At 63.7% G+C, this 14,168-nt stretch carries 14 protein-coding genes; 10 read left to right on the top strand and 4 right to left on the bottom strand.

Annotated elements, in window-relative coordinates; genetic code table 11:
• Positions 1-57: 57 nt before the first annotated feature.
• The 8 genes from PQR32_RS25705 to hypB all read left to right on the top strand — a co-directional run bounded on the left by PQR32_RS25705 (position 58) and on the right by hypB (position 7,222).
• Positions 58-159 (top strand): DUF6893 family small protein, encoded by a 102-nt coding sequence (locus PQR32_RS25705; RefSeq protein WP_408176547.1) that lies wholly within the window; start codon positions 58-60, stop codon positions 157-159.
• 24 nt (positions 160-183) lie between these two features.
• Positions 184-2,595, top strand: coding sequence for a carbamoyltransferase HypF (gene hypF / locus PQR32_RS25700; RefSeq protein WP_408233385.1), 2,412 nt, complete (start codon positions 184-186; stop codon positions 2,593-2,595).
• A gap of 30 nt (positions 2,596-2,625) precedes the next feature.
• Positions 2,626-2,901: a HypC/HybG/HupF family hydrogenase formation chaperone gene (locus PQR32_RS25695; RefSeq protein WP_408215925.1), complete on the top strand. Its 276-nt coding sequence runs from the start codon at positions 2,626-2,628 to the stop codon at positions 2,899-2,901.
• A 31-nt stretch (positions 2,902-2,932) separates the two neighbouring features.
• Positions 2,933-3,640 carry a D-sedoheptulose-7-phosphate isomerase gene (locus tag PQR32_RS25690; RefSeq protein ID WP_408233381.1) on the top strand — a complete coding sequence of 236 codons (708 nt, stop codon included), beginning with the start codon at positions 2,933-2,935 and terminating at the stop codon, positions 3,638-3,640.
• Positions 3,637-4,866, top strand: coding sequence for a hydrogenase formation protein HypD (hypD, locus tag PQR32_RS25685; RefSeq protein WP_408233378.1), 1,230 nt, complete (start codon positions 3,637-3,639; stop codon positions 4,864-4,866). Before PQR32_RS25690 ends, hypD begins: the two co-directional genes overlap by 4 nt.
• Positions 4,863-5,945, top strand: coding sequence for a hydrogenase expression/formation protein HypE (hypE, locus tag PQR32_RS25680; RefSeq protein WP_408233375.1), 1,083 nt, complete (start codon positions 4,863-4,865; stop codon positions 5,943-5,945). The genes hypD and hypE overlap by 4 nt, the downstream gene beginning before the upstream one ends.
• Positions 5,946-5,966: 21 nt before the next feature.
• Entirely contained in the window at positions 5,967-6,296 is a 330-nt protein-coding gene (hypA, locus tag PQR32_RS25675) for a hydrogenase maturation nickel metallochaperone HypA (RefSeq protein WP_408233372.1), read from the top strand.
• A gap of 203 nt (positions 6,297-6,499) precedes the next feature.
• The gene (hypB, locus tag PQR32_RS25670) at positions 6,500-7,222 is read left to right on the top strand and encodes a hydrogenase nickel incorporation protein HypB (protein ID WP_408233369.1); all 723 of its coding nucleotides are present in this window, start codon (positions 6,500-6,502) and stop codon (positions 7,220-7,222) included.
• Positions 7,223-7,277: 55 nt separating this feature from the next.
• On the opposite strand, the gene PQR32_RS25665 is transcribed toward hypB, so the two are convergent.
• The 3 genes from PQR32_RS25665 to PQR32_RS25655 all read right to left on the bottom strand — a co-directional run bounded on the left by PQR32_RS25665 (position 7,278) and on the right by PQR32_RS25655 (position 11,437).
• Positions 7,278-8,480, bottom strand: a complete 1,203-nt coding sequence (locus tag PQR32_RS25665) for a porin (RefSeq protein ID WP_408233366.1) — start codon at positions 8,478-8,480, stop codon at positions 7,278-7,280.
• Positions 8,481-8,614: 134 nt separating this feature from the next.
• Positions 8,615-10,078 (bottom strand): amidase family protein, encoded by a 1,464-nt coding sequence (locus tag PQR32_RS25660; protein WP_408233363.1) that lies wholly within the window; start codon positions 10,076-10,078, stop codon positions 8,615-8,617.
• 45 nt (positions 10,079-10,123) lie between these two features.
• Positions 10,124-11,437, bottom strand: coding sequence for an MFS transporter (locus PQR32_RS25655; protein ID WP_408233360.1), 1,314 nt, complete (start codon positions 11,435-11,437; stop codon positions 10,124-10,126).
• Between the two features lie 305 nt (positions 11,438-11,742).
• On the opposite strand from PQR32_RS25655, the gene PQR32_RS25650 reads away from it, so the two are divergent.
• A complete protein-coding gene (locus PQR32_RS25650; protein ID WP_408233357.1) occupies positions 11,743-12,675 on the top strand; it encodes a LysR substrate-binding domain-containing protein in 933 nt (310 codons plus the stop codon).
• A gap of 25 nt (positions 12,676-12,700) precedes the next feature.
• Here the strand turns inward: PQR32_RS25650 and hpaC are convergent, their stop codons facing one another.
• Positions 12,701-13,240, bottom strand: coding sequence for a 4-hydroxyphenylacetate 3-monooxygenase, reductase component (gene hpaC / locus PQR32_RS25645; protein ID WP_408233354.1), 540 nt, complete (start codon positions 13,238-13,240; stop codon positions 12,701-12,703).
• A gap of 259 nt (positions 13,241-13,499) precedes the next feature.
• On the opposite strand from hpaC, the gene PQR32_RS25640 reads away from it, so the two are divergent.
• Entirely contained in the window at positions 13,500-14,162 is a 663-nt protein-coding gene (locus PQR32_RS25640) for a response regulator transcription factor (RefSeq protein WP_408233351.1), read from the top strand.
• Positions 14,163-14,168: the final 6 nt, after the last annotated feature.

Below are 14,168 nucleotides of genomic sequence, written 5' to 3'. Positions count from 1 at the left end.
GCCGGACGCGCTGACATGCGATGGATACGGCGTGAAATAACTGAAGCGGGAGACATCATGAAAGGGTTTTTCAAGTACCTCTTGTTGCCGGCATTGGTGGTCGGCGTGTTGGCGAATATGAAGGACATCAAGCGCTATATCCGCATCCGCAACATGTAGGCGGCAACGGCCAGGGAGATGGCGATGAGCACGCATGCACAGCCCGCCGGGCAGGGTTCGACGCAGCATCCGGCGGTCGTGGGACCGGTCGGCGAAGAGATCCGCGTGCGCGGACTGGTGCAGGGCGTCGGCTTCCGGCCGACCGTGTGGCGGCTTGCGCATGCCTGCGGCGTGGTCGGCGACGTGTGCAACGACAGCGACGGCGTGCTGATTCATGCATGGGGCGACGCGTGGATGCTGCAGCGTTTCATCGACAGCCTGAGCGCCGAATGTCCGCCGCTCGCGCGCATCGACGCGATCGAGCGGCATCAGTTGAGCGAGGCGGCCGAGGCGAACGACTTTCGTATCGTGCCGAGCGTGAGCGGCCATGTGCAAACCGGCGTCACGCCCGACGCGGTCATCTGCGGCGACTGCGCGGCGGACATCGCCGACCCGGCGAACCGCCGCTACCGCTATCCGTTTACGAACTGCACGCACTGCGGCCCCAGGCTGTCGATCGTGCAAGCCATTCCCTACGATCGCGCCAATACGACGATGGCGGCGTTCGTCATGTGCGACGCGTGCCGCGCGGAATACGACGACCCCGCCGACCGGCGCTTTCACGCGCAACCGGTGGCGTGTCCCGCATGCGGCCCGCGTGTCTGGCTGGAGAGCCGCGACGGCGCGCGCGTGCATGGCGACGACCCGTGCCGCGCCGCGAGCCAACTGTTGCGGCACGGCGCGATCGTCGCGATCAAGGGCTTAGGCGGTTTTCAACTGGCCTGCCATGCGAGCGATGAAACCGCGGTCGCGCGTCTGCGGCGGCTGAAACGGCGCGAGCGCAAACCCTTCGCGCTGATGGCGCGCGATCTGCAAGCCGTGCGCCGGTATTGCACGCCGAGCGAAGCCGAATGCGCGCTGCTCGCGAGCGCCGGCGGACCCATCGTGATCATGTCCGCCGATGGCGCCGAATGCGTCGCGCCGAGTGTTGCGCCGGGCGTCGGCACGCTCGGCTTGATGCTGCCGTCCACACCGCTGCATCGGCTGCTGACCGAGTCGATCGATTCCGCGCTGGTGGTGACGAGCGGCAACACCAGCGACGAGCCGCCGTGCATCGACAACGCGGACGCCCGCGCGCGTCTCGGCCGTATCGCCGATGTCTTCCTGATGCACGATCGCGACATTTCGCGCCGGGTCGACGACTCGGTGGCGCGCGTGATGCAGGGCACCGCGCGGGTCGTGCGGCGCGCGCGCGGTTATGCGCCGGCGCCGCTGCTGTTGCCCAAAGGTTTCGCCAATACCCCCGCGGTGCTGGCGATGGGCGGCGAACTCAAGAACACCTTCTGCCTTGCGCGCGATGCCCAGGCAATCGTCTCGCATCACATCGGCGATCTGGAAGACGCGCTGACGTATGCGGACTATCGCCGCGCGGTGGCGCAGTATCTGCGTTTGTTCGAGCATGAGCCGCAGGTCATCGCACTCGACCTGCATCCCGAATACCTGTCGCGCAAGATCGGTTACGAGCTCGCGCAAGCCTCACAGATTCCCGTGGTCGAAGTGCAGCACCATCACGCACATCTCGCCGCGTGCATGGCCGAAAACGGCGTCGCCTTCGATGCGTTGCCCATGCTCGGCGTCGCGCTCGACGGTCTCGGTTACGGCGACGACGGCACGCTGTGGGGCGGCGAATTCATGCTGGCCGACTATCGCGGCTATACGCGGCTCGGCCGCTTCAAACCGGTGGCGATGCCGGGCGGCACGCGCGCCATCGACGAACCGTGGCGCAATGCGTACGCGCATCTGCAGGCGGCTTTCGACTGGTATGGATTCACGCGGCACTACAGCGGTCTCGACATGCAGCAGTTCCTGAGCAGCCGTCCGCGCGCCGCGCTCGACGCGATGATCGCGCAGCGCGTGAACAGCCCGCTCGCGAGTTCCGCGGGACGTCTGTTCGACGCGGTGGCGGCCACCCTCGGCGTGTGCCGTGAGCGTGTGCTTTACGAAGGCCAGGCCGCGATCGAACTGGAGGCGCTGGTCGATCAGCACACGCTGCGCAACGATAGCGACGCGCATGCGTACCCGTTCGAGTTGACCAACACCATACCGGGTGGTTTGCGCTGCATCGAACCCCGGCCGATGTGGGAAGCCTTGCTCGACGATCTGCTGCGCTGCACGCCCGTGCCCGTGATCGCGGCGCGTTTTCATAAGGGCGTGGCGATCGCGATCGTGCGCATGGTGGAGTGTCTTGCCGATCTGCTGACCGGCCCGGCCGACGCGCGCAGCGTCGCGCTTTCGGGCGGCGTGTTCCAGAACCGCATCCTGTTCGAACAGGTCGCAATGCGCCTTGGCGAAGCGGGTTTTCGCGTACTGACGCATCGCCAGGTGCCGGCCAACGACGGCGGATTGTCGCTCGGGCAGGCGGTCATCGCGGCGGCGCGGCAGCGCGGCGAGGGTTGATAGTTTGCACGGGGCAGAGGGGAGAACGACATGTGTTTGGGCATCCCAGGGCAGATCGTCGAAGTGACCGATGCGGCGAACGATCTCGCGCTCGTCAACGTCGGCGGTGTGCGGCGCGTGATCAACATCGCGTTCGTGATCGACGAAGGCCGGCCGGCGAGCGCGTGCGTCGGCGAATGGGTGCTGGTGCATGTCGGCTTTGCGATGAGCCGGCTCGACGAGCAGGAAGCGGCGCGCACGCTTGCGCTGCTGCACGAGTTGGGCGTCGCGCAGGGCGAGATGGATGAGCTGCGCGCGGCGCCGTGAGCGCGCTGTCACCAGCACATGGAGACCGACCATGCCCGAACATGAATCGCTGCAAGCGCTGTATCCGTTCCTGCACGGCGCGCATCAGGACGCGGAGCGGCTCGATGCGGCCCTGCTCGAATCGGTGCGCGGCAAGGCGCAGGACAGCGTGGATGCGAAGACGCGCTTCTTCGAGGAAAGCGCACCCGAGGTCGTGCGCGTTGCTCACGCCATTGCCGACGTGTATCGTCGCGGCGGCAGGCTCTTTGCAATGGGCAACGGTGGCTCGAGCTGCGACGCGGCGCATATCGCGGTCGAGTTTCTGCATCCCGTGACGACAGGACGTCCCGCGCTCACCGCCATCAATCTCGTCGCCGATATGGCGATGTTGACGGCGGTCGGCAACGACGTCGGCTTCAATCATATTTTCGTGCGGCAACTGGTGGCGCAGGCGCGGCGCGGCGATGCGCTGATCGGCGTGTCGACGAGCGGCAATTCGGAGAACCTGCTGGCGGCGTTCGCGAAGGCGAAAGAGATGGAGCTGCTGACCATCGGACTCTCCGGTCACGACGGCGGACGCATGGCCACGAGCGCCACGCTCGATCATTGCCTCGTGGTGAGAAGCGACAGCATTCATCGCGTGCAGGAGACGCATGTCGCGATTTATCACATTCTGTGGGACCTTGTGCATACGCTGCTCGCCGACGACCGCGGCGGTCTCGGCGCTTCGGCCTCGGCGGCTGCGGGAGGCACGCCATGAAATACGTCGATGAGTTTCGCGACCCGGAGAAGGCGAAAACGCTCGCGAGGGAAATCCGCGCGCTGGTGTCGCGCATCGAGCGCGCGAAGCAGCGGCCGCTGCAAATCATGGAAGTGTGCGGCGGCCACACTCACACGATTTTCCGCTACGGCATCCAGCAATTGCTGCCCGACGCCGTGGAGTTCGTTCACGGTCCGGGCTGCCCGGTGTGCGTGCTGCCGATGGGTCGCGTCGACGATTGCGTCGCGCTGGCAGAGCGCCCGGAAGTCATCTTCACGACGTTCGGCGACGCGATGCGCGTGCCCGGTTCGAAGAAAAGCCTGCTCAAGGCGAAAGCCGACGGCGCCGACGTGCGCATGGTCTATTCGCCGCTCGACGCATTGAAGATCGCGCAACTCAATCCGCAACGCGAGGTGATCTTCTTCGGCCTCGGTTTCGAAACGACCATGCCGAGCACCGCGATGACCGTCTTGCAGGCACACGCGCAAAAGATCACCAATTTCTCGCTGTTCTGCAATCACATCACGATCATTCCGACCATCAAGGCGATTCTCGATTCGCCCGACTTGCACCTCGACGGCTTTCTTGGTCCGGGCCATGTCAGCATGGTGATCGGCACGCGGCCGTATGACTTCATCGCGCGGCACTATCGCAAGCCGATCACGGTGGCGGGCTTCGAGCCGCTCGACGTGCTGCAATCGATGTGGATGGTGCTCAAGCAGATCGCGGATGGCCGCTGCGAGGTCGAGAACCAGTATGGACGGATCGTGCCGGAGGATGGCAACGCGCAGGCTTTGTCGGCGGTGGCGCGCGTGTTCGAGACGCGTGAGTTTTTCGAGTGGCGTGGACTCGGCTCGATCGATCATTCCGGCGTGCGGATGCGCGAGGCGTTTGCGGGATTCGATGCGGAGCGCAAGTTCGCGGTGCCGAACGTGAAGATCGCCGATCCGAAAGCATGTCAATGTGGCGAGGTGCTCAAGGGCGTGATCAAGCCGCATCAATGCAAAGTGTTCGGCACGGCGTGCACGCCCGAGTCGCCGCTCGGCTCGCTGATGGTGTCGAGCGAAGGGGCTTGCGCGGCGTATTACAACTATGGGCGGATCGATACGTCGCGGATCGATGAACGGCGCGAGGCGCGGCAAGCGGCGGCGCAGACCGCGGCATGTCTCGGCGCGGGCAGCATGGCCGATGCGGCTGTCACCTCCAGCGTGCGAGGCGGGCCATGAACGACCGCGCTTCCACTTCGATCAGAGCCAGCACGCCGCACCGTGTACGCGACGCTACCGTCAACCTGGCGCAAGGCAGCGGTGGCCGCGCCATGCGTGATCTGATCGAAGACGTGTTCGTGTCGACCTTCGACAATCCCACGCTCGCGGCGCTGGAAGATCAGGCCGTCTTCGCGCTAGCCGATCTCGCCGCGCACGGCGACCGGCTCGCTTTTACGACCGATAGTTACGTGGTCGATCCGCTGTTCTTTCCGGGCGGCGACATCGGCACGCTGGCCGTGTCCGGGACGGTGAACGACCTGGCGGTGTGCGGCGCGACGCCTTTATATCTGTCGTGCGCGGTGGTGATCGAGGAGGGGTTCTCCGTCGATCTTCTGCGCCGTGTCGCGGCGAGCATGCAGCGCGTCGCGCTCGAAGCGGGCGTCGCGATCGTCACAGGCGACACGAAAGTGGTGGAGCGCGGTTGCGCCGACAAGCTGTTCATCAACACCACGGGCATTGGCGTGGTGCGCCACGATGTCTCGATCTCGGCGCGCAACGCACGTCCGGGCGACGTGGTGATCGTCAACGGCTGTCTCGGCGATCACGGCGCGGCGATTCTGGTGGCGCGTCAGCAGCTTGCACTCGAAGCCGACATAGAGAGCGACTGCTGTCCCCTTAATGGCCTGATCGCGGCGATGCTCGACGCGTGCCCGCAGATCCGCTGTCTGCGCGATGCGACGCGCGGCGGTGTGGCGACCGTGCTCAATGAATTCGCGCAAAGTTCGAACGTGACGATACGGCTCGATGAAGCCGCGCTGCCCTTGCGCGAGCAGGTGAAGGGCGCGTGCGAGATTCTCGGCCTGGACCCGCTGTATCTGGCCAATGAAGGCAAGCTGGTGGCCGTCGTGCCCGCCGACGCCGCCGAACGCGTGCTGGCGGCCATGCGCGCGCATCCGGTGGGGCGCGAGGCGGCGGTGATCGGTACGGTTGAACGGAGCGAGGCGGAGACGAATGGGCTCGTCGTGATGCGGACCGTATTCGGCGGGCAACGCATTGTCGATATGCTGGTGGGCGAGCAACTGCCGCGCATCTGTTGAGCGGCCAACGGGGAGCGCGCCGTGCACGAGTTGAGTATTGCGAACAGCGTCGTCGAGATTTGCGCGGAACAGGCGCACGGCGCGCGCGTGCGGCGCGTGACGCTGGAGATCGGGCAATTGTCGGCCGTCATGCCGGAAGCGATCCGGTTCTGTTTCGACGTGTGCGCGAAGGACACCGCCGTGGAGGGCGCGGCGCTCGATATTGTCGTGATGCCGGGCGAGGCTCGCTGTCTGACGTGTGGCGCGACGCTGGCGGTCGACGTGCCGTTCGGCCAATGCGCTTGTGGCAGCGAGAATCTCGAACTGATTTCCGGCCAGCAGTTGAAGATCAGGCAGATGGAGGTGGTGTGATGTGTACGACATGCGGATGCTCGAATACGCAGAGCGCGGCGGTGACCGATCTGGATGAAGCGGCGGAGGGTGGTGCTCAGTCTGGGTCGACAACCGGAGGCGCGGGCCCGGCCGGAACTGCTTATCGGCGGGTCAGCTCGCATCTTCTTGTGGGTGTCAGTGCGCATTCGCATTCACACTCGCATAGCCATCACGATGATCACGTGCATGAGCACGGAGACGTCCACCACCATCACGAACATCACCACGAACACGAACACGAACACAGCACCTCGATCAACCTCGAACGCGACATCCTGGCCAAGAATCAGCTACTGGCCGAACGCAATCGCGGCTGGCTCGCCGGCCGTTCGATACTGGCGCTGAACCTGATGAGCTCGCCGGGCGCCGGCAAGACGACATTGCTGGAACGAACGATCCACGATCTGGGTAACGCGTTCCCGCTGACGGTGATCGAAGGTGATCAAGCGACGCTCAACGACGCCGAGCGGATTCGCGCGACCGGCGTACGCGTGGTGCAGATCAACACCGGCACCGGATGCCATCTCGACGCGGAGATGGCGTCGAGGGCACTGACGCAACTCGACCCGCCCATGCATTCGGTGGTGATGATCGAAAACGTCGGCAATCTGGTGTGTCCGGCGTTATTCGATCTAGGAGAAGCTGACAAGGTATTGATTCTTTCGGTGACCGAAGGCGAGGACAAGCCGATCAAGTATCCGCATATGTTCCAGGCGTGTTCCTTGTTGTTGCTGAACAAGATCGACTTGTTGCCGCATTTGCGTTTCGATGTCGAGCGGTGCATCGAGTATGCGAAGCGTGTCAATCCTCGAATGCAGATTCTTCAGGTGTCGGCGCAGAGCGGCGAGGGAATGGAGGGGTGGTATGGATGGTTGCGGACGAGAGCAACCTCGATTCACGCGTAGAGTGGAGCGGGGCCGCCGCATATACACGGTGAGCCACCGCTTCTGTGAGCCAGTATCAGAATTTATGCCGCATCCCAATCCGGACCACCGCCTGCTTATCATCCGCCGAAGCAGATGGTCCGTTGATCGCGGCAATCGCCTCTTTGCCGGTCGAGTCGGTTCCCGACGCCTTCTGATAAACCCCAATCAGATACACGTCCGTACGCTTCGACACGAAGTAATCGATACCTGACGCGAACTGATGATAAGTTGCCGCCGTCATGCCCTTTACCGAACTTCCCTTCGTATAGTCATACGCGAGTCCGCACAGCAGATCCGGGGTAATCTGATACTTGAAGTTCACCTCTGCATTATTCAACGTCGCATTGCCGCTTAATCCAGCCGGATTCGGTCCCGAAGATAAATCCCCGAGATCGCGAAAACTCGTATTCGAATAGGTCGCGCCGAAAGTCGCCGCACCAAAAAGGTAGGAGGCGCCCGCGCCGATCACGTGCATGGATTTCGCCGACGCATAGCCCGAATACACCGGCGAGAGCATATTGCTCCCCGGCACGCCGTTCACCGTCGCGGCAGGACTCCCCGTGCTGCCGAAGAAAGACGTATTCGGATTGGCGACGTCGAGATACCCCACACCCAGTGCCAACGGCCCGTTCACATAGCCAGCGGACGCCGACCAGATGCGATTGCGCGAGAAATTGCCGGCCACGCCTCCGAGACTGTATAGCGCTTCCACCGTCAACCCGCCATACGTATTGCTGGTGAACTTGACCGAGTTATTCGTCGAGTTGGTGTTGTTGATGTTGTCGAGATCGCCCGGATGCGCGGCCATGTAGCCGCCCCATTGATCGCCCACTTCGAACGGGCCGAGAATATCGACGTTGGTATCGTATTGCCGCCCGAGCGTCACCGTGCCTAACGCGCCCGACAATCCCACCCATGCCTTTTTGCCGAACAGGAGCCCACCCTGGCCGAACTTGCCGGTGCTCGCGTCGAAGCCGTTCTCCAGCATGAAGATCGCCTTCATGCCGCCGCCGAGATCTTCAACCCCGCGCAAACCCCAGCGGCTTTGCTGCATCACGCCGCTTAACAGACGAACCGCGCTGTGGCCCGAGACGCTGCCGTTGCCGTTGGTCGTCGCCGCATTGCTCGTATAACTCAAACCTTCATCGATGATGCCGTATAGCGTGACGGCACTCTGTGCGTGTACCGCTGCCGGAAAGGTCGCGGCGAGGCATACTGCCAGTAGCGTTTTTTTCATGTGGTCTGACGCTCAGGTGGAGAAAATGCGAAAAGTGACGGACGTGTTCGCTCCCGCGAGCCACGCGTTGCTTGTCTGCCAGCAGCCGGCGGGAAACCGGCTACTGGAAGAACCCGGGGGTTAAGGAAGCGCGTTTAGCGCGCGCCGGTGATCAACGGCGGCCGCATCGCTCCATGTGACGCCGCCGCTTCATAGGCGTGGCCGAATTGCAGCAGGCCCCAGTCGTCGCGAAAGCGTCCGGCGATCTGCAGGCCGATCGGCAGGCCGGACGCGCTGAGCCCGCACGGCAACGCCAGCACCGGCGATTCGGTGGATGACAGATACCAGCAGATCCGCATCCAGTCGATGTACGAGTCGTAGTGCGTGCCCACGAATTCAGCGGGCCAGCGCAGATCGGCATCGAAGGGCAGCATCTGTGTGGCGGGCAGCACGTAGAACGCGTGGTTCTCCATGAAGCGGCGCATACGCTCGAACAGCACGGTCTTGCGCACGAACATGTCGCCTAGGTCCGCCGCCGAGAGCGAGCGATGCAGACGGCACTCTGCTTCGATTTCTGGCTTCAATTGTGCGCGTGCGTCCTCATCGAGCCGATCGACGAGGCTGCCGATCATCCACGCACGCTCCATGCGGAACACGTCCTCGGCGTCGCCGAGATCGGGGTCGGCGAATTCAACCTCGCAGCCCATGGACTCGAACACGGCGGCCTGCGCGTGCACGGCGCGCTGAATCTCGGGATCGACGGCGAGGCCCGCGAGCTGCACCGACATGGCGATGCGCGTGCCGCGAAAGTCGCGTTGCAACGACAGTGCGAAGCGTGAACCGGGCTCGCTGATCTCAGTCGCGGTTTCGCCCGACGGACCGGCGATCGCGCTCAACAGCAGCGCTGTGTCGGCGACGTTGCGCGCCATCGGCCCGTCCACGCCGAGCGTCGCCCAGCCGTTCGAATCCGGCGCGCGCGGCACGCGTCCCGGCGACGGCCGCAAGCCGACCACCGCATTCCACGCCGCCGGATTGCGCAGCGAGCCGCCCATGTCGCTGCCGCACGCGAGCGGATTCATGCCGCACGCCACCGATGCCGCCGCGCCGCCGCTGCTGCCGCCCGCCGATTTGCTCAGGTCCCATGGATTGCGTGTGACGCCGAACACCTCGTTGAACGTATGCGAGCCCGCGCCGAACTCCGGCGTATTCGATTTGCCGATCATCAGCGCGCCCGCCGCATCGCAGCGGCGCGCGATCAGCGCACTATGTCGCGGCACATGGTGTTCGAAGATTTTCGAGCCAAAGGTGGTGCGTACGCCTCGCGTCGCGGTCAGGTCCTTCTGCGAAACAGGGAGCCCGTGCAGCGGACCTTGCCAGATGCCGCGCGACCATTGCGCATCGATTTCCGCGGCACGCGCGCACAGGGCGGAGGGATCGGCGATCGTCACCAGCGCGTTGACTTGTGGGTTCACGGTTTCGATACGCGAGAGGTGGGCATCGAGTATCTCGACGGCGCTTACGGTTTTTTTGCGCTGCAGATCCAGCAAGGTGACGGCGGACAGATCGCAGAGTTCGCTGCCCGTGGCGAGCGGTACATCGGCATGGAGAGTGTCTGACATGAGAATTTCGCGTTGAAAAAGAGTGAATGACGCGGGAGTCGCGGCTCAAATATCCTGGCGAGTGCGGTCGACCACGAACAGCAGCGCGATCAGCGAGAGCACGCCGCAGACGATCACGTACCACGCGGGCGCGGCGGGATCACCAGTCGACTGGATCAGCCACGTCACGATGAACTGCGCGAAGCCGCCGAAGATGGACACGCCCGCGGCATACGCGATCGACAGCCCAGTTGCGCGCGTGCTGCGAGGAAACATCTCGGGCAGCATGGTGCCGTTCGCGCCGGCGTTGACGGAGTGCAGCGCGGCAAGCCCGCAGACGACGAGATAGAGCGTGCTGGCGGATGGCGCGTGCTCGATCAGATAGAAGCCCGGCAGGATCAGCAGCGTCAGCAGCAGGCGCGAGATGAACGTGACGCGTTTGCGTCCATACATGTCGGACCAGATGCCGCCCACCGGCGACATCACCAGCATGACGGCGCCGGCGAGAATTCCGCACCACAAGGCCGCGTCCATGGGCAGATGCAGCACCTTGATCGCGTACGTCGACATGTAATAGATCACGATGAAATGCGCGGACGTGCCGCCGATCACGAGCAGAAACGCGACGAGCACGAGACGCCAGTCGCGTTTCATCACCGTCTTCAACACGCCGGCCGAATCGCGCGCGGCGTCGGCGGGCGCATCGGCTTCGCTGCCCAGACGCGAACGCAGATACAGGCCGAGCGGCGCGATAAGAATGCCCGCGAGGAACGGAATGCGCCAACCCCACGCTTCGAGCGATGCCTTGTCGAGGTAATGCGAGAGCAGGAAGCCCACCAGCGAGCCCGCCAACGCGGCCGCGCCTTGACTTGCGAACTGCCAGCTCGTGACGAACCCGCGCCGCGCGGTGGGCGCGCGTTCGGCGAGCAGCGTGGTCGCGACGCCGACCTCACCGCCCGCGGAGAAGCCTTGCAGCAAGCGTGCGGCGACGATGGCGAGCGGCGCTGCGATGCCGATTTGCGCGTAGGTCGGCATCACGCCGATCAGGCCGGTGCCGACTGCCATCGTGACGAGCGTGAGATTCATCGCGGCGATGCGTCCGAAGCGGTCGGCCAGCACGCCGAACAGCACGCCGCCGAGCGGCCGCGCCACGAAGCCGATGCCGAACGTGCCGACCGAGAGCAGCAGTTGCTGTTGCGACGAAGCAAGCGGAAAGAACAGCTTGCCCAGCAACACGGCGAAAAAACTGTAGACGGTGAGATCGAAGAATTCGAACGCGTTGCCGATGGTCGTCGCGACGATCAAGCCGCGGGTCGAAGCGCCGTGCGCGGCGCTGTGACTGACATCGTGCAGCGAGGAACTGAGTGACGGTGACTTCATGAACGGGATCCCTGTGGAGGTGAATCGAACCGTGATGCTTCAGGACACTGGCGCGCAGCGCCTTCAATGACGACGACATGAAAAGTCTAGGGAGTTCAAAAAACCATCTGGACTTGCTTTTTCTTATTGTGATAACGCTGGGTTATCGCGCCCGGCGGGACGGCCGTGAGCGGCGTGGGCAATGCGTATTTGGGAGCATGGCCGGGGTTTTTATCGCGGTGTACCATCGATTCAAGCCTTCAGCCGCCGCTCTGGCGCTGACTGTGAGTCCTTTCCACCAACGGTTCAACTAACCGCTCACGCCCGTGAAATACAACCAGTTGCGCGCTTTAGTGGCCATTGCCCAGCACGGCAGCATCCGCGCCGCGGCGAGGCCGGTGTGCCTGTCCCAGCCTGCATTGACGAAGGCGATCCGCGAGCTCGAACAGGAATTGGGCGTGCCGCTCGTGACGCGCAGCGCGCGTGGCGCGCAACTCACGCAATACGGCCAGGCCGTTTGCGCGCGGGCGAAACTCATCCTCGCCGAAATGCAGCATGCGAAAGACGATGTGGTGCTGCTCTCGGGCCAGGAGGGCGGCACGGTGTCATGCGCGGTCACGCCGCTGGTATCGTTGAAGTATCTGACGCGCGCGATCCATACATTCCGGCAGCGCATGCCGAAGACCCGGCTCTCGGTTCAGGAAGGTTTTCTCACAGCCGCTCTCGCGCGCCTGCGCGACGGTTCACTCGACTTCGTCATTGCGATCGTCGATGAAAAGAAGCTCGCGCCGGAGTTCGTGTTCCGTTCGTTGCTCGACGGCGAATTGATTATCTCGGCGCGAAAGGGGCATCCGTTGGCGAATGCGCAGTCGATCGCGGAACTGGAAGGCGCGGACTGGATGCTGAACACGACACCCGAAAGCATCGGCCAGTCGTTGCAGGATTTTTTCGTGCGGCACGGGGCGAGTGCGCCGCGCGTGGTGGTGGAGTGCAGTTCGTTCAGCGCGAGCTTTTCGCTATCGGTCAACAGCAATCTGCTGTCGTGCTGCCCGAAGAGTTTTCTCGAGACCGACTGGATCCGCGAGCGCATCGTCTCGGTGCCGGTGCGCGAAGCGTTGCCGCGCGTGTCGGTGGGGATCATTTCGCGGCGCGACGCATTGAATACGTCGGCCTGCGATTATCTGCTCGACTGTTTCGTCGAGGCCGTCGCGTCAGCGCCGCTTTTTCAATTCGACACCGATCGCGCGGACGTGATCTGAGCCGCCCACGCGCCGCGGTCATGCATCAATGCGATGCCGCGCGTTTGATGCGATGGAAGTTGCGATCGAAGTAAATCAGTCCATCGCCGTCGCTTCGCACGCTGATGCGTGTGATCTTCACGAACATCACCGAGTGCGAGCCGACTTCCTTCAGGTCGACGATCTCGCCTTGCAGACTCGCGAGCGCGTCGCGCAAGACCGGCACGCCCTGCGTGCCTTCATCCCAGATCGGCCAGCCGAAACGTTCTTCCATCGGCACCTGGGTCATGCCCGCGAAGTGACGCGCGAGCAATTCGTGCTCGCCGGGCAGCACGTTGACGCAAACATGACGGTTGCTCTGGAACGTCGCGTGCATCGCGCTCGACCGGTTCAGGCAGACGAGCAGCGTGGGCGGCGTATCGGTGACGGAGCACACCGCGCTCGCGGTGACGCCGCATCGTCCATGCGGGCCGGCTGTCGTAATGACGTTCACGGCGGCGCTGAGGTGCGCCATGGCCTGACGGAATTGTTGTTTCGCGTCCATATGGGCTTCGGCTTCGGGAGTCGCTTGAGGGGTCGGCGTCATCGTTCGGGTTCCTGCGGCAGGTGTCGAGTGATTGGATTCAAGCGTACTCAATCGCCGTGCAGAAAAAAATCCGCGCGAGCGCCAGCCGGGCAGGCGTGTTTCCTGGTCCGTCTAAAGCTTTCCCCAATGTTTGGTTGAGCGCTGGACGCACGGACCATGATTAATGAGTCTTTCAGGGTAACTATCGCTTTGCAGCGCTTTTTCCGCTGGTTATGATGGACCGGGTATCACGCTTCGAATCGCATTTAAAACGACCACTATGCCCCAGCCTTCGCAATCCGCCACAGCCCTCGCACCGATCGTCTACATCGTCGACGACGACAGCGGCATGCGCACGTCGCTCGCGTGGCTGCTCGAATCGGTTGGCGTGAAGTCGGCGGGTTTCGCCAATGCCGGCGAGTTTCTCGGTGCGTTCGATCCGGACGTGCCCGCCTGTCTCGTGCTCGACGTGCGCATGCCCGAGCAAAGCGGCTTCGACGTGCAAGCGGAATTGAACCGCCGAGGCGCCACGCTGCCGATCATTTTCGTCAGCGGCCACGGCGATATTCCGATGTCGGTGCGTGCGTTGCAAAACGGCGCGATCGATTTCGTCGAGAAACCGTATAACTCGCAGCAGATGCTCGACCGCGTGCAAAGCGCACTGAAGCTCGCCGCGCAGCGTCATGTGGCCGGTCAGAAGCAGCGCGAGCTGCGCAAGCGGATCGAGTCGCTGACCGCGCGTGAAAAGGAGGTGCTGCGCGGCGTGATCGACGGCAAGGGCAGCAAGCGCATTGCCAGCGATCTGTCGATTAGCGTGAAGACCGTCGACGTGCATCGCGCGAGCATCAAGGACAAGCTCGGCGCGGGCTCGATCGCGATGCTGGTGCGCGAGGTGATGGCGGTGTGGGATCAAGATGCGGCCACAGGCGGCATGCAGCGTTGACGCATG

Source organism: Paraburkholderia dipogonis, from assembly GCF_046027395.1.
In the GTDB taxonomy this organism is placed as follows: Bacteria; Pseudomonadota; Gammaproteobacteria; order Burkholderiales; family Burkholderiaceae; genus Paraburkholderia; species Paraburkholderia dipogonis_A.
The sequence above is the reverse complement of the archived record's forward strand: the minus strand, read 5'-3'. Positions and strand labels throughout refer to the sequence as shown.

Excerpts from the sequence above, each read along its gene's own strand:
- PQR32_RS25705 (WP_408176547.1), top strand. The coding sequence starts at position 58 with ATGAAAGGGTTTTTCAAGTACCTCTTGTTGCCGGCATTGGTGGTCGGC.
- hypF (WP_408233385.1), top strand. The coding sequence starts at position 184 with ATGAGCACGCATGCACAGCCCGCCGGGCAGGGTTCGACGCAGCATCCG.
- PQR32_RS25695 (WP_408215925.1), top strand. The coding sequence starts at position 2,626 with ATGTGTTTGGGCATCCCAGGGCAGATCGTCGAAGTGACCGATGCGGCG.
- PQR32_RS25690 (WP_408233381.1), top strand. The coding sequence starts at position 2,933 with ATGCCCGAACATGAATCGCTGCAAGCGCTGTATCCGTTCCTGCACGGC.
- hypD (WP_408233378.1), top strand. The coding sequence starts at position 3,637 with ATGAAATACGTCGATGAGTTTCGCGACCCGGAGAAGGCGAAAACGCTC.
- hypE (WP_408233375.1), top strand. The coding sequence starts at position 4,863 with ATGAACGACCGCGCTTCCACTTCGATCAGAGCCAGCACGCCGCACCGT.
- PQR32_RS25665 (WP_408233366.1), bottom strand. The coding sequence starts at position 8,480 with ATGAAAAAAACGCTACTGGCAGTATGCCTCGCCGCGACCTTTCCGGCA.
- PQR32_RS25660 (WP_408233363.1), bottom strand. The coding sequence starts at position 10,078 with ATGTCAGACACTCTCCATGCCGATGTACCGCTCGCCACGGGCAGCGAA.
- PQR32_RS25655 (WP_408233360.1), bottom strand. The coding sequence starts at position 11,437 with ATGAAGTCACCGTCACTCAGTTCCTCGCTGCACGATGTCAGTCACAGC.
- hpaC (WP_408233354.1), bottom strand. The coding sequence starts at position 13,240 with ATGACGCCGACCCCTCAAGCGACTCCCGAAGCCGAAGCCCATATGGAC.
- PQR32_RS25640 (WP_408233351.1), top strand. The coding sequence starts at position 13,500 with ATGCCCCAGCCTTCGCAATCCGCCACAGCCCTCGCACCGATCGTCTAC.